Source organism: Haematobacter sp. (assembly GCF_032102465.1).
In the GTDB taxonomy this organism is placed as follows: domain Bacteria; phylum Pseudomonadota; class Alphaproteobacteria; order Rhodobacterales; family Rhodobacteraceae; genus Haematobacter.
In genome coordinates, this window is record NZ_DAMDHB010000030.1 from 28417 (window position 1) to 49250 (window position 20834).

A 20834-nucleotide genomic window follows, 5' to 3' on the forward strand; every position below is an offset into this window, starting at 1 on the left:
AGATACATGACTGAAGCGGTAATCGTTTCCACGGCGCGCACGCCGGTCGGCAAGGCGCATCGCGGGAGTTTCAACCTGACGCGCGGGGCGGACATGGCTTCCCACGCCATCCGCGCCGCGCTTGCCAAGGCCGCGGTGGAGCCGGAGGCGGTGGAGGAGGTCGTGCTCGGCACCGGCTATCCCGAAGCGGCGACGGGTGGGAACGTCGCGCGCCACGCTGCGATCATGGCCGGTATCCCCGTCCAGTCCTCGGGCGTGACGGTGAGCCGGTTCTGCGCCTCGGGGCTGGAGGCGGTGGCCGCCGCCGCCGCCCGGATTACCCGGGACGGCACGCCGGTCGCCGTGGCGGGGGGTGTAGAATCCATCAGCCTCGTTCAGCCGGTGACCCGGCGCGACCTGGTGCAGAACCCCTGGCTGATGGAGCACAAGCCCGACATCTACATCTCCATGATCGAGACGGCGGACAACGTCGCCCGCCGCTACCAGATCAGCCGCGAGGAGCAGGACCGCTTTTCGCTGGAAAGCCAGCACCGCACCGCCGCCGCACAGGAAGCGGGCCGGTTCGACGAGGAGATCGTGCCCATGGACGTGACCTTTCAGGTGACGGACAAGGCCACCGGCGAAACCACCACCCGCGCGGGGCGGATCGCGATGGATGAGGGCAACCGGCCCGACACCACCTATGAGGGGCTGGCAAAGCTGAAACCCGTGCGGGGTGAGGATGAGTTCGTCACTGCCGGCAATGCGAGCCAGCTTTCCGACGGCGCCTCCGCGCTGATCCTGATGTCGGATGTGGAGGCGCAGGCCCGCGGGCTGCAACCGCTCGGCACCTTCCGGGGGTATGCCACGGCTGGATGCGAGCCGGACGAAATGGGCATCGGCCCGGTCTTTGCCGTGCCCCGCCTGCTGGAACGTCACGGGCTGACCGTGAACGACATCGACCTGTGGGAGCTGAACGAGGCCTTCGCCTCGCAATCGCTCTACTGCATCCGCACGCTGGGGCTGGACCCGGAGAAGGTGAACGTCAACGGCGGGGCCATCGCCATCGGCCATCCCTTCGGCATGTCGGGTGCCCGTCTTGCGGGCCACGCTTTGATCGAGGGCAAGCGCCGGGGGGCAAAGCTCGCGGTCGTCACAATGTGTATCGCCGGCGGCATGGGTGCGGCCGGTCTTTTCGAAATCGGGAGCTGAGCATGGATCTTCGTTTCACCCCTGAGGAAAACGCGTTCCGCGCCGAGGTGCGGGAGTTTCTCCGCAAGGAAATCCCGGAGGAGATCCGTGAAAAGGTCTCCGCCGGACGGAAGCTCACGCGGGAGGATATCGTCACCTCGCAGCGCATTCTGAACAAGAAGGGCTGGGCGGTGGCGCACTGGCCGCTGGAATGGGGCGGTCAGCCGTGGTCGCCGATCCAGCGCTACATCTTCACCGAGGAACTCCAGCAGGCCGCCGTGCCGCTGCCGTTGCAGTTCAACTGCTACATGGTCGGCCCGGTGATCGCCGCGTTCGGCAATGAAGAGCAGAAGAAGCGCTTCCTGCCCGCAACGGCCAATCTCGACATCTGGTGGTGTCAGGGCTTCTCCGAACCGGGCGCGGGTTCCGACCTTGCCAGCCTCAAGACCCGCGCGGTCAGGGACGGGGACCATTACGTCGTCAACGGTCAGAAGACGTGGACGACGCTCGGCCAGTATGCCGACTGGATCTTCTGCCTCGTGCGGACCAACACGGAGGTGAAGAAGCAGCAGGGCATCTCCTTCCTGCTCATCGACATGAAGACGCCGGGCGTTACCGTCCGTCCGATCATCACCATCGAGGGCCATCACGAGGTCAACGAGGTGTTCTTCGACGACGTGCGCGTCCCGGTGGAGAACCTCGTCGGCGAGGAGAACAAGGGCTGGGACTATGCCAAGTTCCTGCTCGCCAACGAACGCTCCGGCATCGCCCGCATCGGCATGACCAAGGAGCGCATCGGACGGATCAAACGGCTTGCCCGCGAGGTGCCGAACGGCACCGGCACCATGTGGGAGGACGGCGATTTCCGCGCCCGTCTGTCGCAGGTGGAGATCGAGCTGAAGGCGCTGGAGATCACCAACATGCGCGTGATCGCCAATCAGATGAAGTCGGGCTCCGACAAGCCGGACCCGGCGTCGTCCATCCTGAAGATCAAGGGGTCGGAGCTTCAGCAGGCTTCCACCGAACTGCTGCTGGAGCTTGCGGGCCCCTATGCGGCGGTCGGGCCGGACCGGGCGGGCGAGGGCAACGAACTGCCCGATTTCGACTGGGCTGACGGGGCGGCGGCGCTTTATTTCAACAACCGCAAGGTCTCGATCTACGGCGGATCGAACGAGATCCAGCACAACGTGATCGCCAAGGCGATTCTCGGGCTTTAAGGGGGCGAGCGATGGACTTCGATTTCACCAGCGAGCAATCGCAGCTCAAGGACAGCGTGGACCGGTTCCTTGCCGCGCGCTACGGCTCCCTTGAGGACCGGGAAAAGAACCGCAGGCATACGGGCGGCTTCGACCCGGCGATCTGGGCGGGCTATGCGGAACTCGGCCTGCTGGGCATGCCGTTCTCCGAGGAGGACGGCGGCTTCGGCGGTGGTCCGGTGGAAACCATGATCGCCATGGAGGCGGTCGGCCGGACCCTCGCGCTGGAGCCCTATCTGTCGACGGGCGTTCTGGGGGCCACCGCGCTGCGTCTGGCCGGAAACGCCCGGCAGAAGGAGACGCTGATCCCCGAGGTGGCGGAGGGCAATCTCCGCCTGTCGCTCGCCTTTCAGGAGCCGCAGGCGCGCTACGACCTGTTCGACGTGGCGACACGTGCGGAAGCGCACGGCGCGGGCTTTGTCCTGACCGGGCGGAAGGAACTGGTGCTGAACGGCGATACGGCGGGGCTATTCATCGTCTCGGCGCGCACGGCGGGCGAGCGGCGGGACGAAAGCGGCATCACGCTGTTCCTCGTCCCCGCCGACCGTGAGGGCGTGACGGTGCGGGGCTATGTCTCGCAGGATGGCGGGCGGCTGGCCGATGTGGACTTCTCCGGCGTGAAACTCGCGGCGGAGGACGTTCTGGGCCAGGTCGGGCAGGGCTATCCGGTGCTGGAGCGGGTGGGTGAGGCGGGCATCGCCGCGCTGGCCGCCGAAGCGGTCGGCGCGATGGAGGCGCTGCACGGGCTGACGGTCGATTACCTCAAGACCCGCAACCAGTTCGGCGTCGCCATCGGCTCCTTCCAGGTGTTGCAGCACAAGGCGGTGGACATGCTGCTGATGGTGGAGCAGGCCCGGTCCATGGCCTATTACGCCGCGATGATGGTGGAGGCGGAGGATGCCGCCGAACGCCGCGCCGCGCTGTCGGCGGTGAAGGTGCAGATCAACCGCTCGGCCCGCTTTGTCGGCCAGACGGCGGTGCAGCTTCACGGAGGCATCGGCATGACGATGGAATATCTGGGCGCGCATTACTTCAAGCGGCTCGCCATCATCGAAACGCAGTTCGGCGACACGGCCTATCACCTCGCGCGGGTGACGGATGCCGGTGGCCTGATCGCGGCGGCCTGACGATGGCGGAGTTGCGCCAGGAGCGGCAGGGGCGTGTGCTCCTGCTGACCATCGACGATCCGGCGACACGGAACGCGCTGACACCGGAGGTCTATCGCGGCGGGCGGGAGGCCATGGCGCTGGCGGCGAGCGATGCCTCCATCGGCGCGGTCGTGCTGACGGGGGCGGGGCCGAGCTTCTGCTCGGGCGGCAACCTCGCCGGGATCGGCGCGCGGCGTGCCTCGGGAGAGGCCGGGATCCGGGGCGGGATCGAGGAGCTGCACGATTTCATCCGTGCGATCCGCGAGGTTCCGGTGCCGGTCATCGCCGCTGTCGAAGGCTGGGCCGCCGGGGCGGGATTCTCCCTCGCGCTCGCCTGCGACATGATGGTTGCGGCGCGGGATGCGCGCTTCATGCTGGCCTATGTGAAGGTCGGCCTCAGCCCGGATGGAGGGGCCACGGCCTCTCTCGCGCGGATGCTGCCGCGTCAACTGCTCTCCGAGATCGCGATGGAAGGCGGTCCGGTGGAGGCGGAGCGTCTGCACGCCCTGGGTCTGGTCAACGAGCTGACCGACAAGGGAGGCGCGCTTGCAGCCGCGAGGGCGCGGGCGGAGCGGCTGGCGTCCGGCCCGCGCGGGGCCATCGGTACCATCAAGGGGCTGATCTCTTCCGGGCAGGTGCTGACCTTTTCCGAGCAGCTTGACCGGGAACGCGATGGCTTCGCCCGAAACGCCGTCGCGCCGGATGCGGGGGAGGGGATCAAGGCTTTCCTTGAAAAACGCAGCCCCCGCTTCGGGGCGGGCGACTGATACTTGCGGGGGCCGGGCCGGTCAGGTCTGGCCCTCTGCTCCATGGCTCTCTCTCCCATGGTCCCCTGCATCGTGTGCATCGGCACAAAGCGCGTGATTGCCCAGCACCTCGATCACCCGGCAATCGGCGATTGTCCCGCTGGAGCAGTGCTTGAGCATCCGCTCCAGCTCCCCCCGCAGCGCATCCAGACGTGAAATGCGCGCCTTCACCTCTCGCAGCTGACGCCGGGCGATATCGTCGGCGGCCCGGCAGGAGCGGTCAGGGTCGTCGGAGAGGTCGAGCAATTCGCGGATCGCCTCCAGGGAGAAGCCCAGATCGCGCGCGTGACGCACGAAGGCCAGACGGTCCTGCGCGGGCCGGTCATAGAGCCTGCGGTTGCCGCTGCTCCGGTCCGGCTCGGGCAGCAAGCCGATCTGCTCGTAATAGCGGATCGTCGTTACCTTGACGCCGGTCGACTTTGAAAGATCGCCAATGGTGAGCATACCGGTATTCTCTTGCTCCTCTAGTTACTGGAGGAAGTAAGACCGCGAATCGCAAGGGGCAAGATGTGCCCCGCGGACGAGCGAAGGAGCAGGGCATGGCCGATGGAGCGAACCGCCGGGAATGGACCGTCACGGGAATGGACTGCGCGTCCTGCACCGCCAAGATCACACGCGCGGTGGAGCGGTTGCCGGGAGTGAGCGATGTGCGTGTGGCCCTGATGGCCGAACGGCTGACAGCGCATCTTGCCCCCGGCACGACGGATCCGGCAAAGATCGAGGATACCGTCCGGCGGCTGGGGTTCGGCATCGCTCCCGCCCCGCAGACGGTAACGCAGACGGCACCGCAGGAGAAACCCGCCATGCTTCCCGCCGATGCGCCTGCCAAGAAGGAGCACAACCACGGCGGCGACCACGAACATGCACACGACCACGGCGACGCGCCTTCGCCCCCGGCCGCGAGCCTTCCGCCGGACCCTGCGGATCCTGACAGACGCTGGTATCGCACCGCCAAGGGCCGGCTGGTGATCCTGACCGCCGCTCTGCTGGCGGTGGCTTGGGCCGTGGAGCTGCTGGCCGGGCCGGGTCTGGGATACTGGGCGTTTCTGCTTGCCTGCCTGATCGGTGTCGCGCCCGTGGCGAAACGGGCGCTGGCCGCGCTGCGGACGGGCCAGCCCTTCACCATCGAAAGCCTCATGACCATCGCCGTGCTCGGCGCGCTGCTCATCGGCGCGGTGGAGGAGGCGGCGGTGGTCGTCTTTCTCTTTGCCGTGGGCGAGGTGCTGGAAGGCGTGGCGGCGGATCGGGCCCGCAGCGGCATCCGCGCGCTCGCCGCTCTGGTGCCGAAGGTCGCGCTGCTCGAGACGCCATCCGGCCTGCGCGAAGTCGAGGCCGGAACGCTCACGATCGGGCAGATCGTGCTTGTCCGGCCGGGCGACCGGATCCCCGCGGATGGCGAGATCATCGAGGGCACGAGCGGGATCGACGAAAGCCCCGTCACGGGCGAGAGCGTCCCCCGGACCAAGGGCCCCAAGGAACAGGTTTTCGCCGGAACCATCAATGTGGAGGCCGCGCTGCGCCTGCGCGTGACGCAGGCGGCCAGCGACAACACCATCGCCCGCATCGTGCGGCTGGTCGAGGAGGCGGAGGAGGCCCGCGCGCCGACGGAACGTTTCATCGACCGGTTCTCCCGCTGGTACATGCCGCTGATCGTGGGGATCGCGGCGCTGGTCATGGTGCTGCCCCCGCTGCTGGCCGGGGCGGACTGGAGCACCTGGGTCTATCGCGGCCTTGCCATCCTGCTGATCGGGTGCCCCTGCGCGCTGGTCATTTCCGTTCCCGCCTCCATCGCCTCGGCCCTGTCGGCGGGCGCGCGGCGGGGGTTGCTGATGAAGGGCGGCGCGGTGATCGAAGCCGCCGCCACTCTCAGCCATGCGGCATTCGACAAGACCGGGACATTGACGCGCGGTGCGCCGGTGGTGACCGATGTCGTCCCCGCGCCGGGCGTGTCTGAGGAGGACCTTCTCACCGTCGCGGCCGGTGTGGAGAGCGGCTCCAGCCATCCGCTCGCGCAGGCGATCCTCGCCCGCGCAGGGGCGTCCGGCCTCGTCCCGCGGCCCTCGGCGGAGGCGCGGGCGATCCCCGGCAAAGGGGCGGTCGCGCGGGTTGACGGAGTGGAGACATGGGTCTCTTCGCCCCGTTACGCGGCGGAGATGACCGGAGTGGCGGATCCCGGCCGCGCCACGGCGCTGGAGGCGGAAGGCAAGACGGTCGTCGCTGTCTTCCGCAGCGGCCAGCCGCTCGGCCTGCTCGCGCTCCGGGATGAGCCGCGCCCGGATGCGGCGGAGGGGATGCGGCAGCTCCGCGCGCTCGGGATAGACGCCACGATGCTCACGGGCGACAATCCCCGTACCGCCGCCGCCATTGCGGGGGAGCTGGGCATGGACTTCCGCGCGGAGATGCTGCCGGAGGACAAGCTCGCCGCGATCCGCGGGATGCAGGCGGCGGGCGGCGTCATGATGATCGGCGACGGTATCAACGATGCCCCGGCGCTGAAGCAGGCAGGCGTGGGCGTGGCGATGGGGTCGGGCACGGATGTGGCGCTGGAAACCGCGGATGCCGCCATCCTCCGCGACCGGGTGGCGGACGTGGCGGCAATGGTGCGCCTTGCCCGCGGGGCGATGCGGAACATCCATCAGAACATCGCACTGGCGCTCGGGTTGAAGGCGGTGTTCCTCGTCACCTCCACACTGGGGATCACCGGTCTGTGGCTGGCCATTCTCGCGGATACGGGCGCGACGGTTCTGGTCACGCTCAACGCGCTTCGGCTGCTGCGCTTCAACCCGGAGCGGTGACGGCTTTAGCAGGTTGCCGAAAAAGCCGGGCACCTCCCCGGGGCTTGCGTCGAAAGCCGGAAGATCTCTCCGGTCACACGCCAGAACCTGCGGTTTCCGGGGCGCGCCTCAGCAATGTGGGGAAGATCCCCGCCCCCGGGCAGCCGCGGAATGCTTTTTCAGTGTCCTGCCAGGACGACGACGGCCTCGCTGGTCTGCATCTGGAAGGTCAGGCTCTCCTGAAGGTAAAGCGTCACCTGTTCCGCGTCATGGGATAGGTAGCCGATGGAGATGTCCTGGCCGAGCCAGAGGTCGAAGTCGCCCCCCCGTGTCGTGAGCACGGCGCAGCCCTCCAGCGCCTGGCTCCAGACCACAGGCACATCGACGAGCTTCTGGAGGTGGTTGAGCACGGGATAGCCGTCCTCCGCCCCGCCCGTGGCCTCCGTGAAGGCGGCGGTGCCCAGAACCATGGCGTAGGGCCCGTTCACCCCCGCCAGCCGCAGCTCGCTCACCGCGCGGGCGACGGCTTCGGGGTAGTCGGCGACATTCGCGGGCAGCGGCACGGCGGGGTTGTCGCTCTCCGGCAGGATGCCCCGGATCCCCGCTTCGGGGTAGCCGAGAAACACGAGCCGATCCTCCGCCAGCGCGATTTGCCGGGCGGCATCCTTCAGGGGCTGCCAGTCGCTGTCGTTGGAGCCTCGGCCAACATCGTCGATCGCGGAACGGGTCAGGCTGAAAGGCACGCGCAGTTCGACAAGGGGGTTCACCTCCCGCTGGCGACAGGTCACGCCTTCGGCGATGCTGGAGGCGGCCTTCAGGTGCCCGGTGCCCACCGCCGACAGGTCAAACCCCTCCGGGCCGTGGATATCCACCACCCGCCGCGCCCCGAGATAGCGTTTGAGCGTGCGGGAGGCTTCCTCCTCGATCTGCGCCCAGGCGGCGTCGCTGATCGGGGCCAGCGCGCGGTGTAGATTGTCCATGTCAGTTCCCCTGCTTCAAGCTGCCAAGGCCGAGAGAGCCGTCGCGCCGCGCCGCCGGTTGCGTCACCCCGGCCAGTGCGGTGGCCGGTGCGGTGCTCGGTGCGGTGGCCGATGCGGTCGCCGGTGCGGTGATGGTATCCCCCGCGCCGATCATGTCCAGCACATCGCCCGTCGGCACGAAGAACAACCCGCCCGTGACCGCCGTGCTGACATCCAGTATGCGGTCGTAGTTGCCGGGCGGCTTGCCCACGAACATGTTCCGCAGCATGGTCTCGATCCGCCCCGGCTCGCGGGCGTATCCGATGAAATAGGTGCCGAACTCGCCCCGGCCCGGACTGCCGAAGGGCATGTTGTCGCGCAGGATCTCAAGCTGGTTTCCGGCGTCGTCCTCTATGTTCGTCAGCACGTTATGGGCGAAGCTCGCCTTCTTTTCATCCGGGAATTCGATGTCGGAGAGCTTCTGGCGGCCAATCACGCGCTCCTGGCTCTCAACCGTCATCGCTTCCCATTTCTGCAGATCGTGAAGGTATTTCTGCACGATGACATAGCTGCCACCGGCGAAATTTCCGTCCTCCTCCCCGATCAGCACGGCTTCCGACAACGGGATGCCGACCGGATTCTCCGTGCCGTCCACAAAGCCAAGCAGATCCCGGTTGTCGAAATACTTGAACCCCTGCGTCTCGTCCGCGACGGTCGCGAAGGCCGAAAGGCGACGCATGATCTGGCTGGCCAGTTCGAAGCAGTAGTCGGGCCGCGAGGCACGGATATGCAGCAGCACATCCCCCGGCGTGGCAGGCGCCCGATGCACGCCCGCAATTTCCATGAAGGGGTGGAGGCCTGCGGGCCGCGCGCCCATCTCCAGCCTGTCCCACAGATCCGCGCCGATGCCCATCACGCAGGTGAGCCCGGCCTCCGCGCTGCGGAACCCCACCGCCTTGACGAGCGAGGAGAGGTCCGCGCAGATACCCCGGAACGCCTCCAGCGCCGATGTATCCCGGTTGAGAACCAGCGTCAGGAAGATCGCGCTCCGCGTCAGAGCGCCTTCGACGGGCTGGCTTGCAACAGGCGGCATGGACTTCTCCCTCGCTGGCACCTCTCCCAGAAAATCTCATTAATCCGACGGGCGAAACCTTTTTCGAACGCCGGAGCATGTTGAATTTCCGTGCCGGGTGCCGGGTGCCGGGTGCCGGGTGCCGGGTGCCGGGCGCCGGGGGCGGCGGGACGGAGCGATCGCGCATGGTCGGCCGCCACCGCCCGCTACGGGTCAGGCACGGTTGCCCATGTTTTGCGTGGGGCGTGCCCATGGTCTTGGGCCTGCCATGGTGCTCCATGAGTTCAGGTCAGGACGAACACGGATGCTGCGCGCCCCCGCGAAAGCCGTGCCCATCTGCAGGCGCTTGGCCGAGTGCCGTTCGGGATGTGGGGGCAGGCCGTTGGCCTCGAAGCAGAACAGGACGCAAGCGGGTTCACGCGCGTCTGATCGGATCATGGGGAGGGCAGAATAATCCGCTATTGTTATCGACCTCGGCAACTCCGCCCTCGAACGCCCGACGCTCCGGTTTGGAGAACATTGGGACCCGCTTGACTGAGGGCAACCGCGGATGCTTTTCAGCAGCTTGCCAGATGTCCACCGCCTTGCCTTACGGCGTTGCTGGTGCGTGGCGCTCTCGCGGCCAGCTCTGTCCCGGCAGTTCACCCCGACCCCCACGCCGCATGGGCGGCTTGCGGGGCCTACGGTCTATGCGATTTTGCAGGTGCTCACCGCCGCCGAGCCATTCGGCGATACGGCACTGCCGGCCAATCTCCTGCGGATAGTCATGCTTGGCCGATGTTCGCCCAAGTGGATTGGCTTAGCGCCGCGCCTTCGCGTTTCGGTCCTTTGTGCTGGCATGTGGCGCGCTGCGCAGGGATCCTCTGCTGCCTGCTGCCTGCTGCGGTGACGGGGCTTGTCAGCCACGCCGCGTGGCTCCCGACAGTCGGTGCGATGGCAGCGCCGGCGTGGCATCCCCGCAGTCTCTTCTCCCGCGGCTGGAGAGCGCTGCTCTACCGCGACTAGGGAGCGCTGCCGCCAAGCCGGTCGCCGTCGCCTTTGATCGGCATGGCGCCCCTCCGGGCCTGAGGTCAGGCGGCCCGGGTGGGTGCGCGGGCCGGCGCGCGGACGATGAGGTGATCCGGGCCGTAGGGGAACCGCGTGATATTGTGGCTGCCGGCCTCGCCGATCACCAGGATGTCGTGCTCCCGATAACCGCCCGCGCCGGGCTGGCCTTCGGGGATGGTGATCATCGGCTCCATGCTGATGACCATGCCCGGCTCCAGAACCGTCTCGCAATCCTCGCGCAGTTCCAGCCCTGCCTCCCGCCCGTAGTAGTGAGACAGCACGCCAAAGCTGTGGCCGTAGCCGAAGCTGCGGTAGCGGAGCAGCCCTTCGGCCGCATACATGTCATTCAGTTCCGCCGCGATGTCGGAGCATCTGGCTCCCGGCACCAGCAGTTGCTTGCCCCTGTCATGGACACGACAGTTGAACTCCCACAGCCGCAGGTGGGCATCGCTTGCCTCCTCCGCAAACAGCGTCCGTTCCAGCGCCACGTAATAGCCCGCGACCATCGGGAAACAGTTGAGCGAGAGGATATCGCCGCGCTGGATACGCCGCGACGTGACGGGGTTATGCGCGCCATCCGTATTGATGCCCGACTGGAACCATGTCCACGTGTCCATCAGCTCCGCCTCCGGCCAGCTCCGGGCGATCTCTCGCACCATGGTGGCGGTGGAGTGCAGGGCCACTTCATGCTCCGGCACGCCTGTGGCCGTCGCCTCAACGCAGGCCGCGCCGCCCATATCCGCGATCCGGGCCATTTCGGTGATATGCGCGATTTCCTCCGCCGACTTGATCATGCGGAGCCGCATGGCGGGCGCGGCGATGTCCACGAACACAACCCCCGGAAAGGCATCCTGCAGCAGCTTAAGAAGGTCGATGCTCACTTGGTCGAACTCGATCCCCACGCGCCTTGCCGCTCCGATCACCTGTGCGATGGCATGGAAGTAGTTGTCCTTTTGCCAGTCGGTATAGGTGAGGTTCTGCCCGAACGTCCGGCGCCAGGGCTGACCCCCGTCGATCCCCGCGCTGATCGAGGTCGCCTGCGCATGATCGACAAGCAACCCATAACGCCGACCGAACTGGCAATACATGAAATCGGCGTAATAGTTGATGTTGTGGTAGGAGGTGAACAGCGCCGCGTCTATCCGGGCCTGCGCCATGTAGGCGCGGATTGCCGTCAGCCTGCGCTGCATTTCGCTGGCGGAAAACGTTCCCGCGGCCTTTTTGCCATTGCCGGAGAAGTCCTGCAGTCTTTCGCGTTCCATCTGCCACCCTCATTACTTTTTCCAAGAATGTCGGTTCGGATTGCCCGCGTCAAAAGAGCATTTATAATCGGCATATTAGATATTCTCATGTAATGCCCATGCTCCAACCGCCGCTGAACGCTCTCCGCGCCTTTGAGGCCGTCGCACGGACCGGAAGCTTCCGGGGCGCGGCCGAGAGCCTGTTCGTCACCCAGCCCGCGATCAGCCATCAGGTCCGGCATCTGGAGCAATGGCTTGGCGCGGCGCTTTTCGACCGGAGCGGGCGGGTGCCCCGCCTCACGCCACGCGGCGTAGCGCTTGCCCGTGACCTCACCACCGCGTTTGACGGGATCGATGCCGCCTGCCGTCGCGCGCGTCCGGGGACGGCCGAGGGGGGGCTGGTCGTGGCAGCGATTCCTTCTGTTGCGATCTGCTGGTTGATCCCGCGTCTGCCCGGCTTCCGGGTGCTTCACCCGGACATCCAGCTTCACGTCATCTACGCGCACCATGGCCATGCCATCGATTTCGCCCGAACGGATCTCGCCTTTACCTTTTCCGACGCGCCGCCCACGGGAGAGGGGCTGACGGCGGAGCGGTTTCTTTCGGGGCGGAGCGTGCCGGTGGCAAGTCCCGCTCTGGCCGAGCTGCCGGATGCGCCGCTGACCGCGGAGTGGTTGCTGAAGGCGGGGCTTCTGCACGACAGCGACACGTCCGGCTGGAAGACATGGTTCGCGCGCGTCGGCCAGTCTGTCCCCGATCGTTTGCCGGGGGCCATGTTTGAGGATTTCAACCTGCTCCGCGCGGCAGCTCTGGCGGGGCAGGGGGTGGCGCTCTGCTCCCTTTCCATGATCCAGCCGGATCTGGCGGAGGGGCGGCTTGTGCAGCTTTCCGACATACCGGTGCTGGAGGGGTTCGATTACTACCTGACGCAATCGGCGCTGACCCCGCGCGATGCGCCACGCCTCAAGGCGCGACAGGCTTTCCTCTCTTGGATCGCCGCTCAGCGGGGCGGGGAGTGACGGGGCGAGTGACGGGGCGAGAGGTGCGGGCCTTGTCCCGATGACCTGCGGTGTGGGCGGACCGGTTCGGAAGACCTTGGCGCGTGGCCTCCGTCAGACCCCCGCCTGTCAGGTCCGCAACCGTCAGGCCCTCGCCCGTCAGGCCTGGACGGGGCGCCGCCAGGCGAAGAAATCCGCAGGCGCGCGGGAAAGCAGGTCGCGTGCCATCGCCTCTCCCATCGCGGCGGCATCGGCGGGCGCGCCGCGCATCTCCACCGTGAGCCGCCCGCTGCCGTCGGGCGTCAGGATCTCGCCCCGGAAACGGAGCAGACCACCCTCGAATTCCGCAAGCCCGGCGATCGGCGTCTCGCAGGAGCCTTCCAGCGTGGCGAGGAAGGCCCGCTCGCATGCCATCTGCACTTCGGTCGGTCGATGGTGGAGCGGGGCGGTCAGCGTCGCGGCCAGCGCATCCTCCCGCCGCCGCTGAATGACAAGGGCGCCCTGCCCCACGGCGGGCAGCATGTCATCGGCGGAGACGACGGTCTTCGCGTGATCCTGCATGCCGAGCCGGTTCAGCCCCGCGAGAGCGAGGAAGGTCGCAGCGGCCACGCCCTCCCCCAGCTTCCTGAGCCGGGTCTGAACATTGCCGCGGAAGTTCACCACCTGAAGATCGGGCCGCAGGTGCAGCGCCTGCGCCCGCCGGCGCATGCTGGAGGTGCCAAGAACCGCTCCCTCCGGCAGATCGGCCAGTGTCGCCCAGCCGGTGGAAAGGAATACGTCGCGCGGATCCTCCCGCTCCAGATGGCAGTCGGAGACAAGGCCCGCAGGCTCCTCCACCGCCATGTCCTTCACGCAATGCACGGCGAGGTCGATGGAACCGGCAAGCAGCGCCTCCTCGATCTCCTTGGTGAACAGACCCTTGCCGCCGATCTCCTTCAGCGCGCGGTCCTGCACGCGGTCGGCGGTGGTGGAGATCACCACGATCTCGAACCGGTCCTCCGGCAGACCATGCGCGGCCATGAGGAGGTTGCGCGTCTCGACCGCTTGCGCCACGGCGAGCGGTGACCCACGGGTTCCGATCTTCAGCGGGACAGTGACGTCTGGCATCGGCAGGCTCCGTATCATGTCGGATCGGATAGCGGCCCAACCCCGGAACCGCAACGGCAATTCCGTAACGTCATACGGAGGTGTTGGTGTGGAGATCCGCGCCGCCCCCGACGGCAGCATGACGGCGGGACACATAAGTCCACGCGCCGGGGGGCGCCCGCGCGTAGGCGGACGGGCACTCCCTTCACTGGCCAAATGTCCATGCGCGCGGGGGGCAAGCGATATCAAAATCGGCCTCGTCCGCGGTTCGTTTCATATGTCCACGCGACCGCTGGCGGGCCTTGAGGACGTTGCGATACCCGCATCTCCACGCGCCCGGGGGCATCCATCGGGGACAGAGCCGCGGCGCGGGATGGCCTGCGTCGGACTGGGGCGATCGGGGTCCGGGATGATTGCCAGGCTGCTGAAAAGGCTTCTGGTCCTGCAGGGACTGGAAATCGCAATCTGAAGACATCCAGCCGGGATCTGGACGTTCCGCGCCATTCCACAGCCGAATTCGCGATTTTCAGAGCATAAGCGCGGCCGTTCAGAGCTTTTCCAGCAACCTGTCAGGGCCACGGATATGGCGCGGTGGTCTTGCCCTCGGCCGCCAGACGATCGGCGACCTCGCGCCGGGCGGCCACGATGTCGCGCATCGGCTCGGCATGGCGGCGGGCGATTTCGTCTTCGGTGAAGACAGGCACGTCCGTCGCGGGATCACCCCATTCCGCCACCACATAATTCAGCACGGCGGCGATCTCGGCCGGGGAGAGATCGGCGGAATTGATGCCGGGCACATGGGCGATATAGCTCCGCCCCCCGTCATCCGCCGCGAGGGCGGAGATGCTGTCGAGGAAGGTGGGCACCCCGCCGATCTCCGTTCCCTCGCCGGTCATGCCGTGACATCCCGCGCACCGCAGGACATAGTTCACATGCGCCGACCGCGCCCCCGACGAGCCTTCTGCCGAAACGGGGGCTGCCAGCAGAGCGGCCGCCACGATCCCCCGCAGCACCGTCCGCAGGGCTGTCCAGCCCGGGGCGTTGAGACCGCGCCGTGCCAGAGCCATGCCAGCGTGTATCGGCTGTCCCGGAGCGGTCTGTATACGGCCTGAAGCCCCCGTTCCTGCCGGATAGAGGCCCGGACAGGCCCGCGGGCGGATCCGCGGCAGCTGCGCTCCTGTGCGGTTTGCCAGCGTCAGCTCCGGTCCCACCGGCGGCGTTCCGCTCGGGTCTGCGAGGGCGGGCAACGACAGGACCGATCCGGTCGGAGGAGTGTGCACAGACCCGGCCATCTCACTCCCCCTTGCGGAGCTTGCGGAGCGCCGCATGGTCGGGCGGCGTGGCGAGCGTGGCGGCTGTCAGCTCCTCCGTCACCGGCTGCGCCAGACCGTTGAGGGTTTGCAGCACGTAGGAGGCCACCTCCGCCATCTCGGCGGGGGAAAGCTGCGTCTGCTCGGGCATGGCGAGGCCGATGTAATCCACCCCGGCGACGGTGATCCGCCCCGTGAGGCCGGAAGCCAGCACGCCCGCGATATAGTCGGGCGCCTTAGGCCCGAGCCGCGTCCACAGTTCGGCATCCACCAGCGGCGGGGCGAGGCCCGGCGTGCCGACGCCGCCCTCCGCATGGCAGGCTGCGCAATTGTCGGCAAAGAGAGCTGCGCCATCCGCGAACGCCGCCCCGGGAAGGGCGGCGGCGAGGATGAACGTGGCGATTTTATTCATCCGCCAGTCCCACGACCACCGATACGGTGCAGTGATAGCCCTTGTCGGTATTGGCCATGCACCAGTTGATGTCGTTGTAGAGGCCCATGCGGTAGCCCGGACGCTCGCCCTTCGACGTGTAGCAGGACGTGGCGGAGGAGACCGACGCCTTGCCGCAGCAGTCGTTGTAGGAGACGAGGTAATCCTTGTTGTCATCCGGGTTGCGGCAGGTGCCGACCCAGGACACCGCAGAGGCGGAGGATCCGGGCGGGCAGGAGGTCAGCGACCCGCCGGAGGTGGAGCACAGGTTGCCGTCGAGCGCGCAGTGCCGCCAGTATTCGCAGGCGTCCTCCGCCGTTTCCGCAGCCTTGGCGCGGCGGTCGAAGGGCAGGATCGGCGAAATGGCCACACCGGCGAGCACCGCCCCCGCCTTGGCGAGGAAGGAGCGGCGGCCATGGGTGCGGGCGGAACTGCGTGCGCCGGTCTCGACAGCCGCGTCGAGTGTCTTGAAGAGCTTGTCGGTCAAGCGGGTCATGGAACGTTTCCCTTTCAGATGCGGGTCCGGGCCGAGGCGCCGGCAGAGAGGTTGGGACATCCGCCGCCAATTCGGACAGGCGGGGCGGACAGGCGGATGGGTCGGTTCAGGCCGGGGCGGCGGCGAGGCTCTGGATGGACGGGCGGCCGAGTTCCGCGGCGTGGAACAGGCTCTCGAGCTGCTCGCGGTTGTTGACAAGGCCCTTGGCGCGGATCACGCCATTGCCGTCGATCAGCACCGCAAAGGGCAGTTTCGCCACCTTGAACGTCATCCCGAGGTCAGAGGAGAGCGTGTAGGGGAAGTCCTGCAACCGCTCCTTGCCGATCATGGCGAGATGCGGTTCGGGCTTGCCGTCGGAGGCGAGGACCACGTCCAGCCAGTCCCCCTCCGCCCGCGCGGCGGTGCGCAGCGCGGGGACGAGCGCCTTGCAGATCGGGCAGCTCGTCGAGAGGAAGAACACGAGCTGGCTCCGCCCCGACGCGCCCCCCAGCGGGACGGGCGCGCCGTTCAGGTTGGGCAGCAGCATCTCCGGCACGCGGGCGCCGATGTCGGGGCCCTTGTCGGCCATCATCGCGCCGACGGGTTGCACCCGCTCCAGCAGAACGCCGATCTGGCGGGCGAGGGCAAAGACGACGGCGATCAGGATCATCACCACGATCCAGAGCGCGACCACCGCGAAGGTAAGGATGTTCATCGGTTCTCTCCGTCAGGATCGCGCCGCGAGGCGCATATGTCCGGCATTGGCCAGAAGCCGCTCGACGATGCCATAGACGCACCAGAGCGTAAGTCCCGCCGCGAGTGCGACCGCCGCCGCCGCCGGGCCCATCGGCCCCTCCGGCAGCAGTGCCACGGACAGCGCCACGGCGGCGAGGAGGAGATTGCGCAGAATGACGGGCCGGGAAACGATCTGCGGCGCGCCGCCGCAGCCGCACTCGATCCGGTCTTTCCCCGCGCGGAGCGCCAGCGCCATCGCCGCGCCGTAGCCCGCGAAAAGCGCCGCCGCGAGCAGGCCGCCCGCCGCCCGCGTCCATGGCAGGACGAGGAGCACGACCGCGCCTGCCTCCGCCGCGATCAGCAGACGGAGGACGACGGCCTCCCGCCCCGGCGGGACGAGCCCGTAGCCTGCCACGAAACCGGTGGTTTCGAGGAAGGACTGCGCCTTGTGCCACGCCGCGCCGAGCAGGATCAGCGCCACGAAGGCGGTGAGCGCGCCCGAGAGATAGACGCCTGCCTCCGTCATGGTCACTCCGTCGCCAGAACGAGGCCGACGAAATTGCCCATGTCCTCCGCCTCTCCGGCGAGCTTCGCGGCGAATTTTGCCTCCGGGTCCACCTCGTAGCGGTAGAGGGCGTTCTCCTCCGACACGGCGAAGATCACCGGCGCCGCGCCCTGGGTCACGGTGATGGTGTTCTCGGCATGGGCGTTGGAGCGGTAGAGCACCTTCTTCGCCTTCACATCGACCGCCCAGATCTCCTCTGCGCCGTCCTTGTGGCTGCCGTCCTCGGCGCCCGAATGCATCAGCACATAGCCGGTGCCGGTGGGCGCGTTGTAGGCGATCACCTCGGATCCGCCGGGCGCCCAGCCGCCTTCCACGCCCTCGGTGGTGGCGAACTTGTCCACCAGCACGGCTTTGCCGTCCTTCACCGCGACGTGGTAGAGATTGCCGTTGAAGGAGGCGAACAGCCAGTCGTCGCCCATCTTCGCCGGGTTGGTGAACAGCGCGTCCTTGTCGGCGTCGAAGATCTTCTCGCTCTTGACCGGCGTGCCGACCTTGCCTGCGGCATCGAAGGAGAAGACCTGCATCGTGCCGTCCCCGCAGAGGCTCAGGAACTTCAGGTCCTGCGCCACGGGCAGCGCGCCCCAGCAGCCCGGTGTCGGCACTTCTGCGATCTGCTCGCCCTTGGCGAGATCGGCCACGCTGACCGAGGTGGCGGGGGTGGCGTTCTGCACGAGCAGGAACTTCGCATCCCCCGCGAGTTGCAGCAGCGCGGGCTGCGGCTCGGCCATCGCCATCTTGTTGGAGACGGTGAACTCGCGCTTGTGGGTCAGGGTGGCGATGTCGAATTCGTGGATCACGGCCTCCTGCGGCCCATAGGTGATCCGGGGCGCATAGACGGAGGCGGTGTAGAGCGTCTCCCCGCCCGGAGCGAGCACCATCTGCCCGATCAGACCCACGCCCATGTTGCCCTTCATCTTGAGGTCGGACGTGGACAGCACGTTGATCCGGGACTGTCCGCTCCAGCTCTGGTCGAGGGTGAGGACATTCGGGCCGGGGGCGATGCGCTCCTCCACGGTCAGCTTCTCGGGGGCGATCGCCTCCTGTGCAATGGCCGCCTGTCCGGCAAGGCCCGCACAGGCGGCGCAGATGATTGCTGGGACTCGCATCCGGTCTCTCCTGCGGTTCGTTTGATCCTTGTTAACGGCTGCGTGAGGGCGCGATCTATCCGGGCACAGCGGGAAAATTCGCCTATTTTCCGGGCATCGGAGGAAAGTGCAGCGACGTTTCGCCGCGGCATGGCTTGCCCCATGCCCCGGCAGGGGCGCAGGCCGGAGGCATGACACCAACCTATCGCCACACTCTCTGCCACGCCATCGAGGAGCTGGAATGCGGCATGCCCGGATGGGAGCAGCGCTACCACCCGGTCGCGCCGGGCGGCTCTCTGGGCGAGATCAGCAGGCTCGATTTCGGCACACTCTCCCTCTACCGGGAGGAGATGCAGCGCCTGACCCTCAACAGCTTTTCCATGCCGGAAGGGCGGTTGGCGGTTTATTTCCTGCTCGGCGGGACGGAAGGCGGCGGCTCAACCGTGCTGGAGGCGGGTTTCGCCATGACGGCCCGCTGGCTCACCATGCTGCAACGCCCCGGCGTGCGCTGCGTCTCGGTGGACCTGCCCGCCCACCTGCTTCCGGCAGCGATGGAGGCGGGGGCCCAAGTCGGATGTTCCGGCGTCTTCGACCATCGGGCAAAGGGGGACATCGCCCAGACGGGTCAATGGCTCGACTTTCTCGTCTCCCCCACGGACGGAGCCTACAGCCGGGGCAATGCCTCGCTTCTCGCCATCGCGCCCGGCCTCATTACCGACCGGCTGACGCTGTGGTTCGAGGAACGGGTCTGGGCGCGCAAGCGCCGGCAGGGAACCGCGCGGGCCTTTGCCGCCACGCTCGACTGGCTCGCTGCGGCGGAGGCGGTCGATATGACCGTCACGCAGCTTTCTGCCGCGACGGGGTTCGACAGCCGCACCCTGCGCCGCGCGAGCATGGCCGAGGCCGGGCTGGGGCTTGACCGGCTGCTCACCATGCAGCGGCTGAACCTCGCGCGGCGGGCGCTCCTCACCGCGCGGGAGGCCGGGGTGCGGGAAAGGGGCGCGAAGGTCTCGGACATCGCCCTGGACCACGGGTTCCTGCACTGGGGCCGGTTCGCGGGGCAGTATCGCGCCATGTTCGGCGAGCGCCCGACAGACACCCTCCGCGGACGCCTCGCATTGGCGGGGGAGTAGTCACTCCTCCGCACGCAGTATCGCCGCGGGACGTGCCGCCAGCGGACGGATCGCAAAGGCCAGGCTCGCGGCCAGCGTGGCGAGCGCGCCGCCCAGTACGACGGCAAGGGCCGGGCCGATGGCCGGGCGGAAGCTTTCCTCCATCACCAGATGCATGACGAGCCATCCCGCCAGCAGCCCGAAGCCGATGGCCACCAGTCCCGCCGCGCCGCCGGTCAGCAGCGCGCGGAGCGCGAAGGACCACAGGATCCGCCCCCGCGTCGCGCCCAGCACCTTGAGGAGCGCCGCCTCTCTCGCCCGCGCCCGCTCCCCCGAAGCAGCGGCGCCGATCAGCACCACCGCCCCGGTCAGAAGCGTCACGCCCGCCGCCAGCACGATGGCGCGGGCCACGAGCGTCAGCGCCTCGCCGATACGCGCCAGCGCCTCCCGCACGGGGATGGCCGTGACGTTGGGCCAATCTCCCGCAATGGCACGGAGCACACCCGCCTCCGCCTCCGGCGCGGCATAGACCGTGGCGATGTTGGTGTGGGGCGCGCCGGTCAGCGCGGCGGCGTTCAGGATCAGGAAGAACCCGATCCCGTCCCGGCGATAGTCCACGTCGCGGAGAGAGGTGATCGTCGCCTCGATGTCGCGGCCGAGAATGTTCACCGTCAGCCGGTCGCCCAGTGTCAGCCCCAGCTCCGCGGCCTCTGTCGCGGCAAGGCTGGCCTCCGGCGGACCGCTGTAGTCGGCGGGCCACCATGCTCCCGCGACAAGGCGCGTGCCCTCCGGCGGGGCGGCCGCATAGCTCACGCCCCTGTCGCCGCGCAGAACCCAGTGGTCCCCCGCGACCGAGCGCGCGTCCCGGCCGTTGATCTGCGTGACCACACCCCGGAGCATGGGCGCGGTCTGCAATCTCTCCACGGCGGGAAGCGCGGTCAACCGGGCCTCCAGCGGGCCGATCTGGTCGGGCTGGATATCCACGAGGAAGAAGGCAGGCGCGATGCGGGGCAGGTCGGCGGCGATGGCGTTGCGCAGGTTCGCCTCCACCTGTCCCACCGCGGCCAGGACCGAGAGGCCGAGGCCGAGCGACAAAACGACCGCGCCCGCATCGCTCCCCGGCCCGCCGATCTGCGCCAGCGCCGCGCGGAGCATGGGCTGCCCCCGCACGATCCGCGCGCGCGCCAGCCCGCGTGCGAGCCAGCGGAGCGCCCACGCCACAAGCCACAACAGCGCCAGCGCCACCGCAATACCGCCGATGCCGAGGCTGGCCACCAGGGTCGTGATGTTGACGCCGAAGTTATCGAGGATCATCAGGAGGATGACTACCCACAGCGCCGTGCGCGCGACAAAGCCGAGCGCCGCGGTCGAGGTGGTGCTGGCCGCATCCTCGGCGCTGCGGCGCAGCCGGTAATGGTGGAACCAGCCCTTGATGCCGACGTCGCCCCAGCGCGCCGCCTGCAGCAGGAAGACCGTCACCGACAGGTGCTGCAGGATGGTCTCGCTGCGCGGCGGCAGGCTCAGGACCTGGGCGCCGGCGTGCACGCCCATCAGGAAGATGAAGA

At 68.0% G+C, this 20834-nt stretch carries 19 protein-coding genes; 7 read left to right on the top strand and 12 right to left on the bottom strand.

Translation table 11 applies throughout. The annotated features are described in order from the left end of the window. The first annotated feature begins 6 nt into the window (after window positions 1-6). Genes RT513_RS15960 through RT513_RS15975 form a run of 4 tightly spaced genes read left to right on the top strand, consistent with a single transcriptional unit; the run spans window position 7 to window position 4341 of the window. Entirely contained in the window at window positions 7-1191 is a 1185-nt protein-coding gene (locus RT513_RS15960; RefSeq protein ID WP_290690038.1) for an acetyl-CoA C-acyltransferase, read from the top strand. 2 nt (window positions 1192-1193) lie between these two features. Next, the gene (locus RT513_RS15965) at window positions 1194-2387 is read left to right on the top strand and encodes an acyl-CoA dehydrogenase family protein (RefSeq protein ID WP_088215627.1); all 1194 of its coding nucleotides are present in this window, start codon (window positions 1194-1196) and stop codon (window positions 2385-2387) included. A gap of 11 nt (window positions 2388-2398) precedes the next feature. Next, window positions 2399-3553 carry an acyl-CoA dehydrogenase family protein gene (locus tag RT513_RS15970; protein WP_290690039.1) on the top strand — a complete coding sequence of 385 codons (1155 nt, stop codon included), beginning with the start codon at window positions 2399-2401 and terminating at the stop codon, window positions 3551-3553. A gap of 2 nt (window positions 3554-3555) precedes the next feature. After that, window positions 3556-4341, top strand: a complete 786-nt coding sequence (locus RT513_RS15975; protein ID WP_290690040.1) for an oxepin-CoA hydrolase, alternative type — start codon at window positions 3556-3558, stop codon at window positions 4339-4341. Between the two features lie 21 nt (window positions 4342-4362). Here the strand turns inward: RT513_RS15975 and RT513_RS15980 are convergent, their stop codons facing one another. Then, window positions 4363-4824: a MerR family transcriptional regulator gene (locus RT513_RS15980; protein ID WP_290690042.1), complete on the bottom strand. Its 462-nt coding sequence runs from the start codon at window positions 4822-4824 to the stop codon at window positions 4363-4365. 95 nt (window positions 4825-4919) lie between these two features. Between RT513_RS15980 and RT513_RS15985 the strand changes: the two genes are divergently transcribed. Then, window positions 4920-7175, top strand: a complete 2256-nt coding sequence (locus RT513_RS15985; protein WP_290690043.1) for a heavy metal translocating P-type ATPase — start codon at window positions 4920-4922, stop codon at window positions 7173-7175. Window positions 7176-7333: 158 nt separating this feature from the next. Here RT513_RS15985 and RT513_RS15990 read toward each other — a convergent pair whose 3' ends face one another. The 3 genes from RT513_RS15990 to RT513_RS16000 all read right to left on the bottom strand — a co-directional run bounded on the left by RT513_RS15990 (window position 7334) and on the right by RT513_RS16000 (window position 11494). Continuing rightward, window positions 7334-8134, bottom strand: coding sequence for a family 1 encapsulin nanocompartment shell protein (locus RT513_RS15990; RefSeq protein WP_088215632.1), 801 nt, complete (start codon window positions 8132-8134; stop codon window positions 7334-7336). 1 nt (window position 8135) lies between these two features. Further along, window positions 8136-9206, bottom strand: a complete 1071-nt coding sequence (locus RT513_RS15995) for a Dyp-type peroxidase (RefSeq protein WP_290690044.1) — start codon at window positions 9204-9206, stop codon at window positions 8136-8138. Window positions 9207-10255: 1049 nt separating this feature from the next. After that, on the bottom strand, window positions 10256-11494 hold the full coding sequence (locus RT513_RS16000; protein ID WP_290690045.1) for an aminopeptidase P family protein: 1239 nt from the start codon (window positions 11492-11494) through the stop codon (window positions 10256-10258). 98 nt (window positions 11495-11592) lie between these two features. Between RT513_RS16000 and RT513_RS16005 the strand changes: the two genes are divergently transcribed. After that, window positions 11593-12492, top strand: coding sequence for a LysR substrate-binding domain-containing protein (locus tag RT513_RS16005; protein WP_290690047.1), 900 nt, complete (start codon window positions 11593-11595; stop codon window positions 12490-12492). A gap of 138 nt (window positions 12493-12630) precedes the next feature. Here the strand turns inward: RT513_RS16005 and hemC are convergent, their stop codons facing one another. The 7 genes from hemC to RT513_RS16040 all read right to left on the bottom strand — a co-directional run bounded on the left by hemC (window position 12631) and on the right by RT513_RS16040 (window position 18178). Beyond that, a complete protein-coding gene (gene hemC / locus RT513_RS16010; RefSeq protein ID WP_313534149.1) occupies window positions 12631-13578 on the bottom strand; it encodes a hydroxymethylbilane synthase in 948 nt (315 codons plus the stop codon). A 548-nt stretch (window positions 13579-14126) separates the two neighbouring features. Further along, a complete protein-coding gene (locus RT513_RS16015; RefSeq protein WP_290690050.1) occupies window positions 14127-14624 on the bottom strand; it encodes a hypothetical protein in 498 nt (165 codons plus the stop codon). 226 nt (window positions 14625-14850) lie between these two features. Beyond that, entirely contained in the window at window positions 14851-15279 is a 429-nt protein-coding gene (locus tag RT513_RS16020; protein ID WP_088215638.1) for a c-type cytochrome, read from the bottom strand. Next, window positions 15272-15793 carry a methylamine dehydrogenase light chain gene (locus RT513_RS16025; protein ID WP_290690053.1) on the bottom strand — a complete coding sequence of 174 codons (522 nt, stop codon included), beginning with the start codon at window positions 15791-15793 and terminating at the stop codon, window positions 15272-15274. The genes RT513_RS16020 and RT513_RS16025 overlap by 8 nt, the downstream gene beginning before the upstream one ends. A gap of 106 nt (window positions 15794-15899) precedes the next feature. Beyond that, a complete protein-coding gene (locus RT513_RS16030) occupies window positions 15900-16487 on the bottom strand; it encodes a redoxin family protein (protein WP_035745327.1) in 588 nt (195 codons plus the stop codon). 12 nt (window positions 16488-16499) lie between these two features. Continuing rightward, window positions 16500-17033, bottom strand: coding sequence for a MauE/DoxX family redox-associated membrane protein (locus RT513_RS16035; protein ID WP_290690055.1), 534 nt, complete (start codon window positions 17031-17033; stop codon window positions 16500-16502). 2 nt (window positions 17034-17035) lie between these two features. Beyond that, window positions 17036-18178: an amine dehydrogenase large subunit gene (locus RT513_RS16040; RefSeq protein WP_290690057.1), complete on the bottom strand. Its 1143-nt coding sequence runs from the start codon at window positions 18176-18178 to the stop codon at window positions 17036-17038. Between the two features lie 170 nt (window positions 18179-18348). Between RT513_RS16040 and RT513_RS16045 the strand changes: the two genes are divergently transcribed. Continuing rightward, on the top strand, window positions 18349-19290 hold the full coding sequence (locus RT513_RS16045) for a helix-turn-helix domain-containing protein (RefSeq protein ID WP_290690059.1): 942 nt from the start codon (window positions 18349-18351) through the stop codon (window positions 19288-19290). Here the strand turns inward: RT513_RS16045 and RT513_RS16050 are convergent. Continuing rightward, on the bottom strand, window positions 19291-20834 hold a 1544-nt coding region (locus RT513_RS16050), incomplete at its 5' end, for an FtsX-like permease family protein (RefSeq protein WP_313534150.1). It lies immediately after the preceding gene.

Coding starts and splice junctions, on each gene's coding strand:
- RT513_RS15960 (WP_290690038.1), top strand. CDS start 7: ATGACTGAAGCGGTAATCGTTTCCACGGCGCGCACGCCGGTCGGCAAG.
- RT513_RS15965 (WP_088215627.1), top strand. CDS start 1,194: ATGGATCTTCGTTTCACCCCTGAGGAAAACGCGTTCCGCGCCGAGGTG.
- RT513_RS15970 (WP_290690039.1), top strand. CDS start 2,399: ATGGACTTCGATTTCACCAGCGAGCAATCGCAGCTCAAGGACAGCGTG.
- RT513_RS15975 (WP_290690040.1), top strand. CDS start 3,556: ATGGCGGAGTTGCGCCAGGAGCGGCAGGGGCGTGTGCTCCTGCTGACC.
- RT513_RS15980 (WP_290690042.1), bottom strand. CDS start 4,824: ATGCTCACCATTGGCGATCTTTCAAAGTCGACCGGCGTCAAGGTAACG.
- RT513_RS15985 (WP_290690043.1), top strand. CDS start 4,920: ATGGCCGATGGAGCGAACCGCCGGGAATGGACCGTCACGGGAATGGAC.
- RT513_RS15990 (WP_088215632.1), bottom strand. CDS start 8,134: ATGGACAATCTACACCGCGCGCTGGCCCCGATCAGCGACGCCGCCTGG.
- RT513_RS15995 (WP_290690044.1), bottom strand. CDS start 9,206: ATGCCGCCTGTTGCAAGCCAGCCCGTCGAAGGCGCTCTGACGCGGAGC.
- RT513_RS16000 (WP_290690045.1), bottom strand. CDS start 11,494: ATGGAACGCGAAAGACTGCAGGACTTCTCCGGCAATGGCAAAAAGGCC.
- RT513_RS16005 (WP_290690047.1), top strand. CDS start 11,593: ATGCTCCAACCGCCGCTGAACGCTCTCCGCGCCTTTGAGGCCGTCGCA.
- hemC (WP_313534149.1), bottom strand. CDS start 13,578: ATGCCAGACGTCACTGTCCCGCTGAAGATCGGAACCCGTGGGTCACCG.
- RT513_RS16015 (WP_290690050.1), bottom strand. CDS start 14,624: ATGGCTCTGGCACGGCGCGGTCTCAACGCCCCGGGCTGGACAGCCCTG.
- RT513_RS16020 (WP_088215638.1), bottom strand. CDS start 15,279: ATGAATAAAATCGCCACGTTCATCCTCGCCGCCGCCCTTCCCGGGGCG.
- RT513_RS16025 (WP_290690053.1), bottom strand. CDS start 15,793: ATGACCCGCTTGACCGACAAGCTCTTCAAGACACTCGACGCGGCTGTC.
- RT513_RS16030 (WP_035745327.1), bottom strand. CDS start 16,487: ATGAACATCCTTACCTTCGCGGTGGTCGCGCTCTGGATCGTGGTGATG.
- RT513_RS16035 (WP_290690055.1), bottom strand. CDS start 17,033: ATGACGGAGGCAGGCGTCTATCTCTCGGGCGCGCTCACCGCCTTCGTG.
- RT513_RS16040 (WP_290690057.1), bottom strand. CDS start 18,178: ATGCGAGTCCCAGCAATCATCTGCGCCGCCTGTGCGGGCCTTGCCGGA.
- RT513_RS16045 (WP_290690059.1), top strand. CDS start 18,349: ATGACACCAACCTATCGCCACACTCTCTGCCACGCCATCGAGGAGCTG.